This is a genomic window from Streptomonospora nanhaiensis, assembly GCF_026642255.1.
Taxonomy (GTDB): Bacteria; Actinomycetota; Actinomycetes; order Streptosporangiales; family Streptosporangiaceae; genus Nocardiopsis; species Nocardiopsis tropica.
The window spans coordinates 2309823-2330128 of record NZ_CP113264.1; the positions used below are offsets into that span (position 1 = coordinate 2309823).

Sequence of the window (20306 nt, forward strand, 5' to 3'; positions counted from 1 at the left end):
GGCCCACGTCAGGGGCCCGGGCTGGCACACTCAACGGACACGCTGGACGAGGGGACTGACGAGACAGTGGCACTGTTCGAGTCGATACACAATCCGGAAGCTCTCAAGAAGCTTCCGGCCGACCAGCTCCCGACGCTGGCACAGGAGATCCGGGACTTCCTGGTCGACTCCTGCTCCCAGACCGGCGGGCACCTCGGTCCCAGCCTCGGGGTGGTCGAGCTGACCATCGCCCTGCACAGGGTCTTCGACTCGCCGAAGGACCCCATCCTGTTCGACACGGGCCACCAGGCCTACGCGCACAAGGTCCTCACCGGCAGGCACGACTTCTCCGACCTCAAGTCGGAGGGCGGGCTCTCCGGCTACCCCTCCCGTGCGGAGTCCGAGCACGACTTCGTCGAGAACTCGCACGCGTCCACCGCGCTCTCCTACGCCGACGGCATGGCCAAGGCCAACGAGGTGCGGGGCCGCAGGGACCGCACCGTGGTCGCGGTCATCGGCGACGGCGCCCTCACCGGCGGCATGGCCTGGGAGGCGCTCAACAACATCGCCGAGCGCAAGGACCGCCGCCTCGTCATCGTCGTCAACGACAACGGCCGCTCCTACTCGCCGACCAGGGGCGGGCTCGCCGACCACCTCGCCTCACTGCGCATGGCCCCCGGCTACGAGCAGGCCCTGGACCTGGCCAAGACCACCCTCAACCGCACCCCGGTCGTGGGCCAGCCCATCTACGAGGCCCTGCACGGCCTCAAGAAGGGCATCAAGGACGCCATCCAGCCGCAGATGATGTTCGAGGACCTGGGGCTCAAGTACCTCGGCCCCATCGACGGCCACGACGAGCAGGGCCTGGAGAAGGCCCTGCGCCGCGCCCGCGACTTCGGCGGCCCGGTCATCGTGCACTGCATCACCCAGAAGGGCAAGGGCTACGCCCCGGCTGAGAACCACGACGAGGACCAGTTCCACGCCCCGGGCCCCTTCGACGTCGCCACCGGCCTGGCCAAGCCCGGGTCGAAGGCCGTCAAGTGGACCTCGGTCTTCGCCGACGCCATGGTGGAGATCGGCGCGGAGCGCGAGGACGTGGTGGCCATCACCGCCGCCATGCTCCACCCCACCGGTCTCAACAAGTTCGCGGACGCCTACCCGGACCGCATCTTCGACGTCGGCATCGCCGAGCAGCACGCCGCCACCGCGGCCACGGGCATGGCCATGAACGGCCTGCACCCGGTGGTCGCGGTCTACGCGACCTTCCTCAACCGCTGCTTCGACCAGGTGCTCATGGACGCCGCCCTGCACCGCCAGGGCGTCACCTTCTGCCTGGACCGCGCCGGGATCACCGGCAACGACGGCGCCAGCCACAACGGCATGTGGGACATGTCCATCCTCCAGGTGGTCCCCGGACTCCGCCTGGCCGCCCCCCGCGACGCCGAGCGCCTCCGCCTCCTGCTCAACGAGGCGGTCGCCGTCGACGACGCCCCCACCGTCGTGCGTTACCCCAAGGGCGCCGTGGCCGAGCAGGTGGACGCGGTCGGCCGGATCGGCTCCATGGACCTGCTCCGCCGCGCCGCCGACGACGGCCACGCCAAGGACCTGCTCATCGTCGGCGTGGGCACCATGGCCCAGGTCGCCTGCGAGGTCGCCGACCGGATGGCCGTCCAGGGCATCGGCGTCACCGTCGTCGACCCGCTGTGGGTCAAGCCGCTGGACGAGGCCCTGGTCGGCGAGGCCGCCGAGCACAGCGTCGTGGCCGTCATCGAGGACAACGGCCGCACGGGCGCCGTGGGTGACGCGGTGGCGCGCCTGCTGCGCGACCACGACGTGGACGTGCCGGTGCGCACGTTCGGCATCGCCCAGGAGTTCCTGGACCACGCCAAGCGCGACGACATCCTCCGGGCACAGGGGCTGACGCCCCAGGAGCTGTCCCGCAAGCTCACCGGGACGGTCTCCCGGTACACGGAGACGCGCAAGGGCGCCGAGGAGCTGGCCGACGAGAAGGCCTGACCCCCGGGCGCCGCGCGGACCGGCCCGGACGGGACCCCCGTCCGGGCCGGTCCGCGTCCGGGACACGGCGCACCGCGGCCGACCCCTCGATCCGTCCCCGGGCTGTCAGAATGGGACCATGACCTCTCAGTCCGTCCGGCGGGAAGCCGGGGCCGACGACGCGCTCCGTGTGGCCGTGATCGGCTCCGGCCCGGCCGGCGTCTACACCGCCGACGCCCTCACACGGCAGCGGCGCGTCCCCGTCCGGGTGGACGTGATGGACCGACTGCCCACCCCCTACGGCCTCGTGCGCTACGGGGTCGCGCCCGACCACACCAAGATCAAGGGCGTGGCCGGGGCCCTGCGGAGCGTGCTGGAGCACCCCGACGTGCGCTTCGTCGGCGGGGTCGAGTTCGGCTCCGACCTCACCCGCGCCGACCTGGCCCGCTCCTACCACGCGGTCGTCTACGCCACCGGAGCCCCGGTGGACCGCCGCATGGGCGTGCCGGGGGAGGACCTGCCCGGGAGCGTCGCCGCGACCGACTTCGTCAACTGGTACTGCGGCCACCCCGACAGCGAGCTCGCGGGGTTCGTGCTCGACGCCGAGGAGGCCGTCGTGGTGGGGGCGGGCAACGTCGCCCTGGACGTCGCCCGCATCCTGGCCAAGACCGCCGACGAACTGCGGCACACCGACATACCCGAGCCGGTCCTGGAGGTGCTCGCCGCCAGCAGGGTGCGCACCGTCCACATCCTGTCCCGGCGGGGGCCCCTCCAGGCCCGGTTCACCGCGCCCGAGCTGCGCGACCTGCTCGCCCTGCCCGGCGCCGACGTGGTCGTGCCCGCCGAGCAGGTGGACGTCGACCTCGCGGCGGTGGGCACGGGCACGCACGAGACGCGCATGGTGGCCCGCGCCGCGCGCACCAACATCAAGCTCCTCCGGGAGCACGCGGGGCGTGCCCCCGAGGGGCGTCCCCGCACCGTGCGCCTGCACTTCTGGGCCCGGCCGCAGGAGGTCCTCGGCGGGAGCCGCGCCACGGGGGTGCGGGTGGAGCACACGCGCCTGGACGACGGGGGACGCCTCGTCGGAACGGGGCGGACCACCGACCTGGACGCCGGGCTGGTGCTGCGCTCGGTCGGCTACGCGGGGGCCCCGCTGCCGGGCGTGCCGTTCGACGCCGAGGGGCGCACGGTCCCGCACGACGAGGGCCGGGTCCTGGACGAGGGGGGCCGGGTGGTCCGCGGGGACTACGTCGCCGGGTGGGTCAAGCGGGGCGCGACCGGGGTCATCGGTACCAACAAGTCCGACGCGGCGGCCACGGTCAGGTCCCTGCTGCGGGACGCCCCGGAGCTGCGCGCGGAGGTTCTGGACCCGGTGCCGCTGGAACAGGTCCTGGAGGAGCGGGGGATCGCGCACAGCTGGTACGACGACTGGCTGCGCATCGACGCGGCCGAGGCCCGCCAGGCGGCGGAGCTGGAGCGCGGGGAGCGGGTCAAGCTCCACGGCTGGGAGGCCTACCGGAAGGTCGTCGACGGCTGATCAGGTGACCTCGCCCGGTGCGGCGCCGTAGGTGTTGCAGGCGCTCACGGTCTCCTCGGACCAGCCCTGCTCCAGCCAGAACGCCCGGTTGCTCGCGCTGCCGTGGGTGTCGAGGTCCCCGCCCGAGTTGAAGTTGGCGTTGACCACCTCCAGGACGTCCCCGTCGCCGCCGGTGACACCGCGCAGCCCGATCCCGGCCATGCACTCGGCCTGGAGCTCGGTGCGCCTGAGGGTGTCGAGCTCGTCGTCCTCGCTCCCGGCGTTCCAGCGCATGTCGTGCGAGACGTCGAGGATGCCGGTGGCGGACTGCACGTGGTGGCCGTACTCGTGTCCCATCAGGGCGATCCAGACGTCCTCGCGCTCGTCCACGGGGATCTGGGCGCTGAGCTGGCGCACGTTGGGCAGGACGACGGTGATGCGGTTCCAGTCGCTCTCGTAGTACGCGAGCGTGTACCCCTCCTCCTCGCCGGTGTCGGGCGACTCGCGGGTGACGGTGATCTCCGGGGTCCGGGAGGACAGGCCCAGGTCGTCCATGACCGGGGCCCAGAGCAGGTCCAGGCACTCGCCGGTGGTGGTCGCGAAGTCCTGCCACGACTCGTCCGAGCCGATGTCCAGCGCGGGGGTGTCGCAGTCGACGGCCTCCGGCATCGGAGCGTCGTAGAGGGGGTGGTCGGCGATGTCGATCTCGACGGTGTTGGGCCGGGCCGCCAGGTCCTCGTCGTAGAGGGCGGACAGGTCGGTGCCGGTCGGCTGCGGCTCCGGCTGCGGCGTCGTCGAGACCATGACGATGCTGGCGACCAGGGCGGCGACGGCGATCGTGCCCGCCACGGACGAGCCGACCAGGACGCCGAGGCCGCGGCGGCGCTGCGGCGGCGGGGGCTGCCCCCACGGCTGTCGGGGCGGCGGCCACGGGCCGTGTCCGCCGGGCTGCCCGTGGTAGGGGGCGGACGGGTGGTGGACCGGTGCGGCGTGCGGGGGGAGGGGCGGGTACGGTCCCGTCCGCGGGAACGGCTGCCCGGGCGCCGCGGGGTGGCCGGGGGCGTGGAACGGGTGGAGCGTGTGGGCCGTCGTCCCCGGGTCCTGCGGGCCGGGGGGCCGGCCGGGGGCGGGGAACCCCTGCCGCCCGGGGAGGGGGCCCTGCCACGAGGAGGTCGGCGGGCCCTGGGGCTGCCGCGCGCCCGGCAGGGGAGGGTGTGCGTACCGTCCCGTGGAGCCGGGGTCCGGGGCGGGCGGCCCGTCCTCGGAGGAGGGCGCGGGGGCGTGGCCGGCCTCCCGGTCGGCGTAGGCGCCGCCGGCGGCGGTCACCCCCTGGGAGGAGGGGGCCGGGTCCGCGGGCCAGGCAGGCCCGTGCTCCCCCTCCGGCGCGGGTTCGGACGGCAGGGGGGACCCTTCTCCGTCGCCCGCTCCGGAGGGGGAGGGGGCGTCTGCGGGGCCGGGCTGGTCGGGGCGGGGGGCGTCGCCCCGTTCACCGCCGGGTCGGTTCTCCACGGGGTCCGTCCTCGCTAGGGTGCCAGAGCCCACCGGGCTGGGGCCGGATACGCCCCGGGGCGAATCCGACAAGGTGCACAGAGCTTCAGTATGGGGCCTAAGGGGGCGTACCGATGGTAACCGGCGTACTGCTCTCCGGCGGCCGGTACCGGACGCCAAGGCCCGCCAACAGGTTCTGAAGCTCGGACTCGAAGAGCGGTTCCATGTCCTGCATCACGAAATCGAGGTGTTGGAACACCTCCATGCACACGACCCCGTACAGGCGCACCCAGCAGCTGCTGAGCACCATGATCGCCTCCACCGGGATGTGCGGCGCGGAGAAGCCGCAGCTGTCGGCGAAGGCGCGCAGCTCGCGGGCGAGCTCGGGGGTGATGCGGTCCCCGTCCGGCAGGGGGAAGCGCTCCTCGGACAGCAGGCGGTCGAAGAGGGTGTAGAAGGTGGCGCCGAACCTGCGCCCGGCCTCCAGCGCCGGGGCCGGGTCGGCCTCCGGGTCCAGGCGGGCGCGCGGGCCGAACATGGTGGCGAACTCGGCCGGGTGCGCCACGGCCCAGGACCGGAAGGCCCGCAGGGAGGTGAGGATGCGCAGGTCCGTCTCCCGGTCGGGCACGCTGGCGTCGGCCTCGGCCACCGCGTCGGCCAGTTCCGTGAACATGTCCGCCGTGATCAGTATCAGCAGCGAGTCGATGCCGGAGACGTAGCGGTACAGGCCGGGGGCGGTCATGCCCATCTCGCGGGCGATGGCCCGCAGTGAGACGCCCGCGGTCCCGTGGTCCACCAGGTGCCGCCGGGCGATGGCCTTGATCTCGGACAGTGTGGCCTCGCGCACACGTTCGCGGCGGCTCGGCCGCCCGTCCCCCCGGGCGAACTGGGATTTCGTCATGTGCTGCGGTACACCCCGTCTCCGGCGCCCCGCCGGGGCGCTGTGGTCCTCGTTGGCGATATTGACAGCGTAACGCCCGCACGCTTTAGTGAACACCGTTAGCAAACACCGTTGACGGACATGAGGGCCGTTCGCTGAGAGGGCGGCGTATGCCGACACACACCGGACTTTTCGGGCGCCTCGGTCTGGGGGCCCACCGCTGGCGCTGGGCCGTCCTGACCGCCACCGCGCTCTTCGCCGTCTTCGCCGCGGTGTGGGGGTCGGGGGTCTTCTCCGACGTGAGCGAGAGCGGGTTCGAGGACCCGGGGTCGGAGTCCTCCGAGGCCACGCGCCTCCTGGAGGAGGGCCTGGGACACGACGGCGTCGACATCGTCGCGGTCTACCGCAGCGACGAGATCCAGGTGGACAACCCCACCTTCGCCGCGGCCGTGCAGCGCATCGCCGACGGCATGCCCGACACCGTCGCCGACTTCGACGTCTACCTCGACGAGGAACTCCCCGAGACCGAGCGCGGCATGCTCGTGGCCGAGGACATGCACGCGACCTACATCCCCGTGACCCTCACCGGGGAGAGCCACGCCGAACGCCTCCACCAGTACGAGGAGGTCGCCGAGCACCTGGAGTCCAGCACGCTGGAGGCCCACCTGGGCGGCCCCGTCGCGGTCGAGCACGAGCTGTCCGAGACGGCCGAGACCGACATCGTCCGCGCCGAACTCGTCACCCTGCCGGTCCTGCTGCTCCTCCTCGTCGTGATCTTCGGCGGCCTCGTCGCGGGCCTGGTCCCGCTCGCCGTCGGCGGCCTGGCCATCCTCGGCTCCCTGACCGTCCTGCGCGCCCTGACGTACGTGACCGACGTGTCGGTGTTCGCGGTCAACGTCGCCACCATCCTCGGCCTGGGACTGGCCATCGACTACGGCCTGTTCATGGTCAGCCGGTTCCGCGAGGAACTGGGGCGGGGGCGGGCGATCGGCGACGCCGTGCGCCGCACCGTCGACACCGCCGGCCGCACCGTCGCCTTCTCCGGCATCACCGTCGGCATCGCCTTCGCCGGCCTGCTGTTCTTCCCCCAGCCCATCCTCAAGTCGATCGGCTGGGGCGGCATCGCCGTCGTCCTGTTCGACCTGCTGGCCGCCCTGGTCTTCCTGCCGGCCCTGCTCGCCGTGGTCGGCCGGAGGATCAACAGCCTCAGGATCCCCCTGCCCCGGCGCACCGTCACCGGCGCCGTCCACGAGAACGCCGGCGCCTGGGCGCGCCTGGCACGGACCGTCATGCGCGGCCCCGCCGTGTCCCTGGTCGCGGTCGGCGCCGTCCTGCTGGTCTTCAGCTCCGGTCTGGCCTCGACCCAGCTCGGCTCCACCGACCAGCGCTACCTGCCCGGCGACGCGGGCAGCCGGATCGCCACCGAGGCGGTGGCGGAGGACTTCCCGGCGGGCGGTCTGGGCCGCCTCGACGTGGCGGTGGTCGGGGACGCGGGCGAGGAGTCGCTGGAGGAGTACGCCGAGCGCCTGGCGGAGCTGCCCGGGGCCTCGCTCTCCCGGGTCGAGCGCACCGGCGACGGCATCGCCCACGTCTTCGTCGCCTACCAGGGGGAGTCGGACTCCCCGGAGATCGCGCAGCTGGTGCGCGACGTGCGGGCCGAGCCCGCGCCGGAGGGGGCCGAGCGGACCCTGGTCGGCGGCGTGGCGGCCATGCAGCAGGACAACGTGTCCGCGATCGTCGACTCGGTGCCGACGACGGTGGGCTTCGTCGCCGCCGCGACCCTGTTCCTGCTGTTCCTCGCCTTCGGGTCGATCGTCCTGCCCGTCAAGGCCGTGCTGATGGGCGCGCTGTCGCTGGGCGCCTCCCTGGGCATCGCGGTCTGGGGCTTCCAGGAGGGCGGGTTCGCCGGCCTGCTCGGCTTCGACGCCGTCGGCACGATCGACCCCACCTACCTGGTGCTGATCACGATCGTCTCCTTCGGCCTGGCGATGGACTACGAGCTGTTCCTGCTCAGCCGGGTCCGCGAGGAGTACCTGCGCACGGGGGACAACACCCGGTCGGTGGCGGCCGGCCTCCAGCACACCGGCCAGATCATCACCAGCGCCGCGATCCTGCTCATGGTGGTGCTGCTGGCGATGGGCACCTCGGGCCTGCTGTTCCTGAAGATCATCGGTATCGGCCTGGCCATCGCGGTGCTCGTGGACGCGACCCTGGTCCGCGCGGTCATGGTGCCCGCCACGATGCGCCTGCTCGGCAGCGCCAACTGGTGGCTGCCGCGACCCCTCCGGTGGCTCCACGACCGCGTCGGGATCTCCGAGGGCGGGGACGACGAGGACGCCGCCGCGCCCGGTGACCGGGCACGGGACGGGGACCGGGAGCCCGCCGGGGTCTGACACGGCAAGGAGCGCTCCCCGGCGGCATGCCGCCGGGGAGCGCTGTGCTCGGCGCCTGCCGGGCCGACCGGGCCCGGCGTGCCGGCCGTCGCGTGCGGTCGGGTGCTGTGGTGCGGTGCGTCGGTGCCGGGACGGGGCGCGCTGCCGTCGGGCGGTGTCCGCCGCTCGGGGTCAGGCGTGCGGGGCGGGGATCGGCGCGTGGCGCCGGATGGCGTGGTACAGGTCGTTCAGCTCGGGGCGGGGCGGCATGTTCAGCTCTCCCAGCATCCGTGAGGACAGCCTCTGGTACACGCGTATCGCCTCGGCCGTGCGCCCCGCCTTGTACAGGGCCAGGATCAGCAGCCTGGCCAGGTTCTCCTCCAAGGGGTGGTGGCGCAGGGTGGTGCGCAGCATCCCCACCACGTCGTTGTGGCGGCCGACCTGGATGCTCAGCGCTGCGTACTCCTCCAGCACCACCAGGCGGACGGTCTCCATGAAGTCGCGTTCGTCGTCGAAGGCGATTCCGGGCAGCTCGCCGAGGAGGGGGCCCCGCCACAGGGCGAGGGCCTCCCCGAACATCTCCGCCGCGCGTCCCGGCTCCCCGTGCTCACGGAGGTCGCGCGCGGCTTCGACATGGATGTGGAACAGGGTCAGGTCGAGCTGGTCCAGCCTGGCGACGAGCCGGTAGCCCTCGGACCCGCTCTCGATGCGGACCTGGCGGTGGACCGGGAGGCCGGCCAGGGCCCGGCGCAGGCCCGAGACGTACTTGTGCACCAGGTTGTTGGCGTAGGCCGGATAGGTCGAACCCCAGACCATGCCGATGATGCGCTGCGTGGTCAGTGACTGGTTGGCGTTGATGGCCAGGGCGGCGAGCACCGCGCGCTGCCTGGGGGCTCCCAGGGGGAGGAAGACGGTGCCGTCGGTGACCGCCAGTTCGCCCAGTACGCCCAGGGTGGTGGTCTCAGGCTGTGTTCTGTGCATTCAGGAGCCTTTCCAGCTGACTCTTCCTCGCGTTGACGTGCTCCTGCTTCTTTCGGTTCTCCGGTCCTTCATTCCGGGTTCCGGCGCCGAGAGAATTCCAGGGTCTTGCGGGGTGGAACAGCGCTCCCAGCCGCTTCGATGCCGCCGGGGGCGCGGCGAGTCGATCATAAACACGCAGGCCATGCCTGTAAGTAATGGATAAGTTCCGCTCCGGCGCCGACCGCGGTGGCTTCGCAGCCCCTGGGGTTACGGACAAGCCCAAGGCCATCTCTTGTGTTGATAGTCACAATCCCATGACGATCATGGTCCTTGATCAATTGCGCGTGCATTTTCGCAGGTGGATGTGCTGTGCGCGGCAAAATGCGAACTTCTTTCGCGATTCGCCTTCAGGTCTTGTTCAGGGCTCCTTCAGGGCGCCTCCGGATACTCGGTCCTGTGCGGAGGCGGCCCGTGGCCCGCCCGCCCCGACACGGGAACCACCCTTCTTTGCCGTTCCGAACCTCGTCCCCCGACGCGGAGACGCCTCCCGCCCGGGGAACGTGAACGAAAGGGAAGCACATGAACCACGCAACGACCAGCGCGCAGCCGGCCGCCACCGGGGCCAGCGACCGCGTCACCCTCGCCGGGCTCGACCCCGAGCACGCCGAGGTCCGCGAACTCGACTACGACTCGACGGTGCCCCGGGGGCTCGTCCACCGCAACGCCGTCTCCGAGGTCTTCGTCACCGACTCCCAGCAGACGGGGGAGAGCACCTTCGACGTGGCCGCCCAGCTCCCCCGCGGCCACGTCATGCTGGAGTCGACCGCCTACGACCTGCCCCTGATCCTGGAGGCGTGCCGCCAGACCGGCGTGCTCATCTCCCACCGGCACCTGAACGTCCCCATGGACCGGGCGTTCATCATGCAGCGCATGTCGCTGGACATCACCGACCTCGACGGTCTGCGCCAGGGCTCCGAGCCCGGCCGGCTCCTGGTCCGGACCGAGGCCGACCTCTACCGCAACCAGGCCGGGAAGCTTCGCGGATACGACTTCCGGGGCGACGTCCTGCTGAACGGCACCGAGGTCGCCAAGGCCACCGGCGCGCTCATCTTCGTCAGCAAGCTCACCTACCAGGCACTGCGCAGCAAGGGGCGCAACGCCCTGGACTGGAGCGCGGGACCCGCGCCCCGCGCGGTCCCCGCCCGGCCCTCGGTCGTCGGCCGGCGCGACCCGCGCAACGTCGTCATCACCGAACCGGTGCAGCGCGGCGAGGAGGGCTGGAGGGCCACCGTGGTCCCCGACCACAGCCACCCCCACCTGTTCGACCACCCGCTGGACCACCTGCCTGGCAACCTGCTCATCGAGGCCGCCCGCCAGCTGGCGGTCGCGGCCGTGGCGCGCTCCAGCGGACTGGACCCGGCCACCCTGGCCCCCGTCTCGGTGGAGGCGTCCTTCTCCTCGTTCTCCGAGAACGACCTCGCCTCCGTCGTGGAGGCAGACCTGGTCCCCTTCCGCAGCGACGAGCGGTTCGGCCCGGTCATGGGCGCGGACGTCCGCGTCATCCAGCAGGGCGTCGCGGGCAGCACCTTCCGGATCGAGGTGGCGCAGTGGTCCTGAAGCGCATCGAGGCCGTCGTCTGCGACTACGGCGGCGTGCTCACCAACCCGCTCATCGAGACCCTGGAGCACTTCGCCGGGGCCGCGGGGCTGACCCCCGACGCCATCCTCACCGCGATGGGGGCCGCCGCCGAGCGCAACGGCGCCGACCCCATGGCGCTGCTGGAGGTCGGGGCCATCACGGAGGCGGACCTCGTCTCGCAGATCACCGCCGAGCTCCCCGAGGGGGGATGGGCGCTGCCCGAGGGCCGGACCTTCGGCGAGGCCTGGTTCGCCGGGCGCACCGGGAACCGGGAGTTCGCCGAGTTCCTGGGCCGGCTGGGCGGGGACGGCTACCGCATCGCCCTGCTCACCAACAACGTCATCGAGTGGGAGGAGCTCTGGCGGGCCACCGTCCCCGCCGACGACCTCTTCGAGGTCGTGGTGAACTCCGCGCACGAGGGCGTGCGCAAACCCGACGCCGAGATCTACGAGCGCCTCCTCGCGCGACTGGACCTGACGCCCGACCGCTGCCTCTTCGTGGACGACCTGGAGGCGAACCTGGAGCCCGCGGCCAGGATGGGCATGGCCACGGTCCGCTTCCGCGACAACGCCCAGGCGATCGCCGACGTGAGCGCGCTCCTGGACGCGGCGGGCGAGCCCCGGCGAGCGGCGGAGGGGGTCCTGTGAGCGCCCCCGGCCCGCAGCCGCAGCCGCAGCCGCAGCCGCAGGTGCTGGTGGTCGGCGCCGGGCCCACCGGGCTCGCCGCCGCGTGCACCCTGCTCCAGAACGGCGTGCCCTGCCGCGTGGTCGAACGCCGCGCGGGGGTCGCCGAGGAGCCCAAGGCGCTCATCCTGTGGAGCGGGGCCCTGGAGGTCCTGCGCAGGCTCGGCGTCCACGAGAGGGTGATCGGCCAATCCCTCCCGCTGGCGTCGGCGTCCTACTTCTCCGGCGGACGCAGGATCGGCGGGGTGCGCTTCGGCGGTCTGGAGGGGACCGCCTTCCCCGGCCCGGTCTGCCTGCCCCAGCCCGGCACCGAGCAGGCGCTCTACGACCGCCTCCTCGAACTCGGCGGGTCCGTCGAGTGGTCCACCCAGGTCCACTCGGCGGAGCCGACGGGGGAGGGCGTGCGGGTCGTCCTCGGTCCCTCGGGGGACCCGGACAGCCGGGAGGAGGTCTCCGCGGCCTGGGTGGTGGCCGCGGACGGCAGCCGCAGCGCGGTCCGCGAGTCGCTCGGCGTGGCCTTCGAGGGCGACACCTACGACCGCGTGTTCCTGCTCAGCGACGGGGTGGTGAGCGGCCCCGTGCCCGAGAAGGAGGCCCAGTACCACCTCACCCCCGACGGGGTGCTGGTGATCGTGCCGCTGCCGGGCGGCGGGCACCGGGTGTTCTTCGACGTCGCCCCGGATGGGGACACCGAGCCGCCCGGCGACGAACTGCTCGCCCGGCTGCTCGCCGAGCGGGGACCCGCGGGGATGCGCATCGAGAGCGTGTGGTGGCGCAGCCGCTTCCGGGTCCACGCCCGGGTGGCGCGCGAGTTCCGGCGCGGGCGCGTGCTCATCGCCGGGGACGCGGCCCACCTGCACAGCCCGGCGGGAGGCCAGGGGCTCAACACCGGCATCCAGGACGGTTTCGACCTGGGCTGGAAACTGGCCTCCGTGCTCCGGGGCGCCCCGGAGGGGCTGCTGGACAGCTACCCGCTCGAACGCCGGCCCACCGCCCAGGCGGTGGTGCGCAGCGCGGACCAGCAGACCCGCACGTGGATGGTGCGGGCGCCCCTGGCGCGCCTGGTCCGCGACACGCTCATGCGCACGCTCTCGGCGTCGGGCCTGCTGGAGAAGCGGCTGGTGCCGCAGTTGGCCCAGATCTCCCCGGACCTGCGGGAGAGCCCCGCCGTCACCGCGCCCCCGCCCGGCTGGCGGGAGCGCGAGGCGGTGGGGAACGCGGTCCCGGGCCGGCGGATCGGCGACGCGCCGTTCGTCCCCGCGGCCGGGACCAAGGCCGAGAGCCTGCACGACTACCTCGCCTCCGGGCGGCAGGCGCTGCTGGTCGGCGGCTCCTCCCGGAGGGCCGCCGACGCGGCGGCCGAGCTGAGGCGCGCGGTCCCCGAGGACGTGGACGTGCTCCTGCTGACCGGCCGCGACGGCGCGGCGCCCGACCCCGCGGCCCACGACGTGGCCCGGTGGGGCGGGCCCCCGGGGGGCGGGGGCGGGCGCGAGTGGGTGGTGCACGTGCGCCCGGACGCGGTGGTCGCCTCGGTCGCCGTCCTGGACCCCGGCTGGCGGGCGGAGGTCTTCCTCGGCTCCGCGCCGCTGCCGCGGGTCCAGCACTCCCCCAAGTAAACGATATGTGAACCCTATTGTTTAGGTGAATGATCGTCGCATGCTTATACGATACTGTGGCGACGACGGTACACGCCGTGGCGGTCGGAGCCTTCCGACCGCCACCGGCGGTCCCGCGCGCACAAGAAGAACGGGGGTGGCACGATGCTCGACGCGTTGACCGGGCTGACCACGCGCAGACCCTGGTGGGTGCTGTTCACCGCCCTGCTGGCCGTGGTCGGGGCCGTGGTCCTGGGCTCCGGGGTCGCGGACCGGCTCCGCGCGGGGCAGGGCACGGAGGACCCCCTCTCCGAGTCCGCCCTGGCGGGCGACGTCCTGGAGGAGCACTTCCCCGACAGCCGGCCCAACCTGATCCTCCTGGTCGAGGCCGAGGCGGGGGTGGACGACCGCGAGGTCGCCCGCAGGGCGCTCGGACTGGCCGAGGGGCTGGCCTACGAGGACGCCGTCGCAGGCGTCACCTCCTACTGGCAGACCGGCTCCGAGGAGCTCAAGTCCGACGACGGCTCCCGCGCCCTCATCGCCGCCCATGTGAGCGGCACGGAGGACGAGGCGGGGCCCGCCGTCGCCGCGATCGCGGAGGCCTACGGAGGGGAGCACGGCCCCCTCACCGTCAGCGTCGGCGGGCAGACCGCCGTCCTGAACGACATCGAGTCGACCATCGCCGAGGACCTCCTGCGCTCGGAGCTGATCGCCCTCCCCCTGACCCTGCTCATCCTGGTGTGGGTCTACGGCAGCGTCGTCTCGGCGGTCCTCCCCCTGCTGGTCGGGGTGGTCGCCATCATCGGGACCAACGCCGCCCTCTACGTGATCGCCGGGTTCACCGACGTGTCGGTCTTCGCCCAGAGCCTCACCATCGCCCTCGGGCTGGGCCTGTCGATCGACTACGCCCTGCTCATGGTGCGCCGGTTCCGGGCCGAGCTGGCCGCCGGGGCCGACCCGCCCACGGCCACCGCCGTCACCGTCCGCACGGCCGGGCGCACGGTGGTCTTCTCCGCACTGGCCATCTCCGCCGCCCTGGCCGCGATGCTGCTCTTCCCGCTCTACTTCCTGCGCTCCTTCGCCTACGCGGGCGTGACGGTGGTGGCGCTGGCGGCCCTCGCCTCACTGGTGGTGCTCCCGGCCCTGCTCACCCTCCTCGGCCACCGCGTCAACTCCCTGGACCCGCGCCGCCTGCTCCGCCGCCGCACCGGCGCGGTCGAACCCCTCTCCCCGGAGGACGCCGCCGACCGGCGCTGGCAGCGGCTCACCCGCCTCGTCATGCGCCGCGCCCCCCTCTTCGCCTCCGTGTCGCTCATCGTCCTGGTCGTCGCCGGGCTGCCCTTCCTCCGGGTGGAGTTCGGCATGGCCGACGACCGCCAGCTGCCCGCCGAGACCGAGTCGCGCCAGGTCATGGACGTCATCCGCGACGATTTCAGCTCGACCGCGACCGGAGCGGTCGACGTGCTCGTCCACAGCCCCCCGCAGGACACCGACGCCGCCGCCCTCGACGCCTACGCCTCCGCCCTGTCCTCCCTGGACGACGTCGACGAGGTCCGCTCGCCCCTGGGCGTGTACTCCGACGGCGCCAACACCCGGGCCCGCACCCCCGTGGACGCCCTGCGCGAGTCCGACGACCTCGCCTACCTCCAGGTGATGCCCGACCCCGGGGTGGAGGACATCTCCCCCCAGAGCCAGGACCTGGTCCGCGCCATCCGCGCGGTCGACACCCCGCTGGAGACGTCCGTCTCCGGCCAGGCCGCGGCCGTCGTGGACGCGCAGGCCGCGATCGCCGAGCAGATCCCGCTCGCGCTGACGGCCGTCGTCGTGAGCATGCTCGTCCTCGTCTACCTGCTCACCGGCAGCCTGGTCCTGCCGCTGCTGTCCGTGCTCTTCAACGCGCTCAGCCTCACCGCCATGTTCGGCGCGGTGGTCTGGATCTTCCAGGACGGCAACCTGAGCGGGCCGCTGGGATTCACCCCCACCGGGTTCATCGACACCGCCCTGCCCGTCCTCATGTTCTGCATCGCCTTCGGCCTGTCCATGGACTACGGCGTCTTCCTGATGTCCAGGATGCGCGAGGAGTACGACCGGGTGGGCGACCACCGCAAGGCCGTCGAACTCGGCCTCCGGCGCACCGGCGGCATCATCACCGCGGCGGCCGTCACCCTGGCGGTCGTCCTGCTCGCCATCGGCGCCTCCCGCGTCACCAACACGATGATGCTCGGCTGGGGCGTGGCCCTGGCGGTGGTCGTCGACGCCACCGTCGTGCGCTGCTTCCTGGTGCCCTCGGTGCTGCGCATGACCGGGCGGGCCACCTGGTGGGCCCCCGAGCCGCTGCGCCGCTTCCACCGGGCCTTCGACGCGACCCTCGGCGAGGGCGCGGCCGAGCCCGTCCGCCCGCACGGGTCAGGCGGGGACGCACCGGACACCGGGGCGGCCCCCTCCGACACCACGACCGGCCGCCCCGCGACCCCGGAGGAGGGCCCCGCGCCCGCCCCGGTCGCGGAGCCCGACAGGAAGAACACCGAGGTGGCCCATGTCCGGGACTAGGAAGGCCCTGATCGCCGGGGCCGGCGCCGCCGCCGTGGCCGCCGCCGTGCTCGTGCTGCTGCCCGCGGGCGGCTCCGGGACCTCCGCGGCGCCCGTGCCCACGGCGGAGGAGCGGGCCGAGGCCACCGCGCGCCGGATGGCCGGAGCCGACATCGTCGACGTCCCCGTCTCCTTCACCGTCACCAACGGCAACGACTCCCGGCTGCCGTGCAACAGCGACGGCGGCGAGTACACCCTCCGGGGGCACCTGACCGCCCCGGCGGCGGCACTCGCGCAGGAGGACCCCGCCGTCACCGTCTACCAGCACGGACAGGCGGCGGGGGAGTGGTTCTGGCGCATGGACGAGCCCGGCCTCCACCACGCGGAGGAGATGGCCCTGCTCGGCCAGGCCTCCCTCACGCTGGACCGGCTCGGCTACGGCTCCAGCGACCGCCCCGACGGCATGGCCCTGTGCCTGGGGAGCCAGGCCGACATGGCGTCGCAGGTCATCGCCCAGGTCCGCGAGGGCGACTACACGGTCGGGGACCCCGCGGCGCTGGACGGCGGCGTCCCGGCCTTCGACCGGGTCACCCTGGCCGGGCACCACAGCGGCGCCCAGATCGCCCAGATCACCGCCTACTCCTTCGAGGGGGCCGGGGCGCCCGACGCCCTGGTCCTGATGGCCTGGAGCGGCACCGGCGTCACCGACCGCGCCAACGCCCGCTTCTTCGGCGGCCTGGCCTCCTGCATGCAGGGAGGGGTCCCCGCCGACGCCGGCTCGGGTCCGCCCGACCCGGACGGGGACGACCCCGCCGGATACACCTACGTCGACGTCGGCGACACGTCCTTCACCAGGGCCAACTTCCACGACACCTCCACACCGGCCGCCGCGCTCGCCGCGTCCCTCCAGGACCGCACCCCCTGCGGGGACCTCGGGACCCAGGTGGAGGCACTGTCCACCGACATGCGCCGCGTGGACCGCATCGACGTCCCCGTCCTCTTCGCCTTCGCCGAGGACGACACCCGGGTGGGCGAGGGGGCCTCGCACGCCGCGCTCTTCACCGGGGCGCCGGAGAGCGAGACCGTCACGGTCGCCGGCGCCGGCCACTACCTCGTCCTCGAACCGGGCGCCGCCGCCTTGCGCGAGGACCTCGCCGCATGGCTGGAGGAGCGGTGAACCGCACGGGACCCCGCCGCCCGACCGGCGCCCACGCACGCCAAGGAGCACCCATGACCCGCCCCCTCGGACGCGCCGCCCGCCTGGCGGCCGCCGTCGCCGCGGCCCTCACCGTCGCTGCCACCACGGCCGCGGCCCCCGGGGCCCCCGGGGCCCCCGGGCCCCTTCCCGGGACCTCGTCCGGGGCCCCGCATGCGGGAGCTCCCGGGGCGGCGGGCGCCGCCGTGCCCGCCTCCCCCGCCGAACTCCCCGAGGGGGTGGTGGACCTCCCCGTGGAGTTCACGGTCGACAACGTCAACCGCACCCGCGGCCGGTGCTCCGCCGACGGGGAGGAGTACACCGTGCGCGGCCACCTCACCGCGCCGGCCGAGGTCCTGGAGGCCGAGGCCCCGGCCGTGACCCTGCTGGTCCACGGCACCAACACGGGCGAGTGGATCTGGCGGCTGGACGTCGAGGGGCGCAACTACGTCAACGAGCTGGCCGCCCGCGGCCACGCCTCGGTCACCATCGACCGCCTCGGCTACGGGTCCAGCGACATCCCCGACGGCTTCGCCAGTTGCAGCGGGGCCCACGCCGACATCGCGAACCAGGTGGTCGGGCAGCTCCGCGAGGGGGCGTACGGGGTGGAGGGGGGCGAGCCCGCCGCCTTCGACACCGTGGTCATGGGCGGCCACTCCAGCGGCGCCCTGGTCGCCGAGACCGCCTCCGTCTCCTTCGGCGACGTGGACGGCCTGCTCCTGAGCGGGTGGGCGGCCGTGGGCATCACCGACGACACCAACCGGCGCTTCCTCACCGCCTACCAGACCTGTCTGGAGGGCGGCGAGGAGCACGCCGAACCGGGCGACCCCCGCGGCTACGTCCACTTCGACCCCACCCTGGAGGACTTCCGCGAAGGGGGGCTCGGCGCCGACGCCGACCCCGCCGTGGCCGCCGAGGTGGAGGAGCACTGGGGCCGCAACCCCTGCGGCGTCATGATCTCCGAGCCCATGGCGATCCTCTACGACCTGGACCTGGTCGGGGAGATCGACGTCCCCGTCCACCTGGTCTTCGGCGCCCACGACGTCCTCCGCCAGGGCGTCGAGGGCTATCCCGGGCTGTTCACCTCCAGCCCCGACGTCACCGCCACCACCCTGGACGACGCCGGCCACTTCGTGACGGTCGACGCCGGATCCGAGCTCCTGTACGAGACGGCTGCCGCGTGGTTGGAGCGGCACGCCCCCACCTCCTGACCCTGGAAGGCGAACACACACGATGGCCTCGTCACCGACGACAACCTCACCACCGAGCACAGAAGGGGCCCCGCCGGGGCGCCCCCCGTTCCTGACCCGGCTCGGGGAGGGCCTGGCCCGGCGCCCCGGCCGGGTGATCCTGGCCTGCATCGCACTGGCCCTGGTCAGCCTGGTCCTGGCGGCCGGGACCATGGACCGGCTGCTCCTCAGCCGCTTCGAGAGCCCGGGCTCGGAGTCGGAGCGGGTCGAGCAGCTGCTGGAGGACGGCTTCGGCACCGGCAAGCACCACTTCCTGCTCCTGGTCACCGCCCAGGGCGGCGACGTGGACGCCCCGCAGGTCGTCGAGGCGGCGACCGCGCTGGAGCGGGACCTGGCCTCCCGCGAGGAGGTCGCCGAGACCGCGTCCTACTGGGGCCGGGGCGACTCCCCCGCGATGCGCTCCGAGGACGGGTCCCAGGCGCTGATCACCGTCCGCATGGAGGGGACCGTCACCGAGGCGCGCACGGCGCTCGGCGAGATCTCCCCGGAGTTCACCCGCGACGACGAGGTCCTGCGCGTGGAGGTGGGCGGCGGCGACGAGATCTTCCGCCAGGCCGCCCAGCAGGCGCAGGCCGACTTCATCCGCGCCGAGCTGATCATCTTCCCGCTGGTGTTCGTCCTGCTGCTCCTGATCTACCGCAGGGTCTCCGTCGCCGCACTGACCCTGGCCATGGGCCTCTTCTCGGTGATCGCCACGCTCGCGCTGCTGCGCGGCGTCACCTACTTCACCGACGTGTCCACCTTCGCCGCCAACCTCACACTGGTCATGGGCGTGGGACTCGGCGTCGACTACAGCCTGTTCGTCATCAACCGCTTCCGCGAGGAGCTCGCCAGGGGGAGGAAGGTCCCCGAGGCGGTCACGCTGGCGGTGGCCAAGGCCGGGCGCACCGTCTTCTTCAGCGGACTGACCGTCGCGGTCGCGCTCTCCTGCCTCATGCTCTTCCCGTTCCCCTTCCTCCAGTCCTTCGCCTACTCGGGCGTGGGGGCCGTGGTGACCTCGGTCTTCGCGGCGCTGGTCATCCTGCCCGCCGCGCTCGCCAAGGTCGGGCACCGCGTGCGCCCCAAGCGCGAGCCCGACCCCGACAGCGGGTGGTGGCACTCCACCGCCCTGAGGATGATGCGCCGGCCGATCCTGTGGGGCCTGCCCGCGCTGGGCACGGTGCTCCTCCTGGCGGCCCCGGCCACGGGGCTCGACTTCGGTCTGCCCGACGCCCGCGTGCTGCCCCAGGGCAACTCCAGCCGCGACGTCCAGGACCAGATCGAGACCAACTTCGTCCAGGAGGAGATGGACGCGGTGCAGGTGCTGGTGGACACGCCCGGAGGGGCCGACACGGCCGCCCTCGGCGAGTACGCGCAGGCCCTGTCGCAGGTGGAGGGCGTCTACCAGGTGGACGCGCTCACGGGCCGCTACACGGGCGGCCAGGAGGTCGCGGGGCCCGAGCCCGGGGCCGACGACAGGTTCGGCTCGGCCGAGGCCACCTGGTTCTCCGTGGTGCCCGGCTCCGACGCCCTCACCGACGTCGAGGACCTGATCGAGCGGATCCGGGACGTGCCCGCACCCGGCGACACGCAGATCGGCGGCTACCCGGCCGACCTGACCGACTTCCGCGAGGCCCTGCTGGGCCAGGTGCCGCTGGTGTTCGGGCTCATCCTCGCGATCACCTTCGTCATCCTGTTCCTGATGACCGGGAGCATCCTGCTGCCCGCCAAGGCGATCGTGCTCAACGTGCTCAGCCTCGCGGTGATGTTCGGGGTCCTGGTGTGGATCTTCCAGGAGGGGAACCTGTCCGGGGTGCTGGGCTTCACCGCCAACGGCACGCTGGAGACGACGTTCCCGATCCTGATGTTCTGCATCGCGTTCGGGCTGTCGATGGACTACGAGGTGTTCATGATGTCCCGGATCAAGGAGGAGTACGACCTGACCGGGGACAACACGAGGGCGGTCGCGGCCGGGCTCCAGCGCAGCGGCCCGCTGGTCACGGCGGCGGCGGTCATCCTCGCCGCCTCCTTCGCCACCTACGCCGTCTCCGACGTCCTCTACCTGATGATGCTCGGCATCGGCATGGCGGTGGTGATCCTGGTGGACGCCACCCTCATCCGCGGCGTGTTGGTGCCGGTGTTCATGCGGTTGGCCGGCCGCGCCAACTGGTGGGCGCCGGCCCCGCTGAAGCGCGTGCACGCGCGCTTCGGGATCTCCGAGTAGGACGCCCGCGTGTCGGGGGCCGC

The 20306-nt window shown here is 73.1% G+C and carries 13 protein-coding genes; 10 read left to right on the forward strand and 3 right to left on the reverse strand.

The features are described from left to right. Nucleotides 1-66: 66 nt before the first annotated feature. Both dxs and OUQ99_RS10095 read left to right on the forward strand, forming a co-directional pair. Complete coding sequence (dxs, locus tag OUQ99_RS10090) at nt 67-1995, forward strand: 1-deoxy-D-xylulose-5-phosphate synthase (RefSeq protein WP_267949165.1); 1929 nt, start codon at nt 67-69, stop codon at nt 1993-1995. Between the two features lie 118 nt (nt 1996-2113). Further along, the gene (locus tag OUQ99_RS10095) at nt 2114-3511 is read left to right on the forward strand and encodes an FAD-dependent oxidoreductase (RefSeq protein ID WP_267949166.1); all 1398 of its coding nucleotides are present in this window, start codon (nt 2114-2116) and stop codon (nt 3509-3511) included. Here the strand turns inward: OUQ99_RS10095 and OUQ99_RS31575 are convergent, their stop codons facing one another. Beyond that, nucleotides 3512-4999 carry a neutral zinc metallopeptidase gene (locus OUQ99_RS31575; protein WP_346660240.1) on the reverse strand — a complete coding sequence of 496 codons (1488 nt, stop codon included), beginning with the start codon at nt 4997-4999 and terminating at the stop codon, nt 3512-3514. It lies immediately after the preceding gene. Nucleotides 5000-5096: 97 nt separating this feature from the next. Next, nucleotides 5097-5879, reverse strand: coding sequence for a TetR/AcrR family transcriptional regulator (locus tag OUQ99_RS10105; RefSeq protein WP_267949167.1), 783 nt, complete (start codon nt 5877-5879; stop codon nt 5097-5099). A 149-nt stretch (nt 5880-6028) separates the two neighbouring features. Between OUQ99_RS10105 and OUQ99_RS10110 the strand changes: the two genes are divergently transcribed. Further along, the gene (locus OUQ99_RS10110; protein ID WP_267949168.1) at nt 6029-8251 is read left to right on the forward strand and encodes an MMPL family transporter; all 2223 of its coding nucleotides are present in this window, start codon (nt 6029-6031) and stop codon (nt 8249-8251) included. 171 nt (nt 8252-8422) lie between these two features. Here OUQ99_RS10110 and OUQ99_RS10115 read toward each other — a convergent pair whose 3' ends face one another. Further along, the gene (locus tag OUQ99_RS10115; RefSeq protein ID WP_267949169.1) at nt 8423-9211 is read right to left on the reverse strand and encodes an AfsR/SARP family transcriptional regulator; all 789 of its coding nucleotides are present in this window, start codon (nt 9209-9211) and stop codon (nt 8423-8425) included. Nucleotides 9212-9769: 558 nt separating this feature from the next. On the opposite strand from OUQ99_RS10115, the gene OUQ99_RS10120 reads away from it, so the two are divergent. From OUQ99_RS10120 to OUQ99_RS10150, 7 genes are all read left to right on the forward strand, one after another. Further along, the gene (locus tag OUQ99_RS10120; protein WP_267949170.1) at nt 9770-10807 is read left to right on the forward strand and encodes a ScbA/BarX family gamma-butyrolactone biosynthesis protein; all 1038 of its coding nucleotides are present in this window, start codon (nt 9770-9772) and stop codon (nt 10805-10807) included. After that, complete coding sequence (locus tag OUQ99_RS10125; protein WP_267949171.1) at nt 10798-11475, forward strand: HAD family hydrolase; 678 nt, start codon at nt 10798-10800, stop codon at nt 11473-11475. The genes OUQ99_RS10120 and OUQ99_RS10125 overlap by 10 nt, the downstream gene beginning before the upstream one ends. Further along, nucleotides 11472-13127, forward strand: coding sequence for an FAD-dependent monooxygenase (locus OUQ99_RS10130; protein ID WP_267949172.1), 1656 nt, complete (start codon nt 11472-11474; stop codon nt 13125-13127). Before OUQ99_RS10125 ends, OUQ99_RS10130 begins: the two co-directional genes overlap by 4 nt. 144 nt (nt 13128-13271) lie before the next feature. Next, a complete protein-coding gene (locus OUQ99_RS10135; RefSeq protein ID WP_267949173.1) occupies nt 13272-15656 on the forward strand; it encodes an MMPL family transporter in 2385 nt (794 codons plus the stop codon). Continuing rightward, entirely contained in the window at nt 15643-16812 is a 1170-nt protein-coding gene (locus tag OUQ99_RS10140) for an alpha/beta hydrolase (protein ID WP_267949174.1), read from the forward strand. Before OUQ99_RS10135 ends, OUQ99_RS10140 begins: the two co-directional genes overlap by 14 nt. Before the next feature lie 53 nt (nt 16813-16865). After that, the gene (locus OUQ99_RS10145; protein ID WP_267949175.1) at nt 16866-18041 is read left to right on the forward strand and encodes an alpha/beta hydrolase; all 1176 of its coding nucleotides are present in this window, start codon (nt 16866-16868) and stop codon (nt 18039-18041) included. A 22-nt stretch (nt 18042-18063) separates the two neighbouring features. Next, complete coding sequence (locus OUQ99_RS10150) at nt 18064-20283, forward strand: MMPL family transporter (RefSeq protein WP_267949176.1); 2220 nt, start codon at nt 18064-18066, stop codon at nt 20281-20283. The last annotated feature ends 23 nt before the right edge of the window (nt 20284-20306 follow it).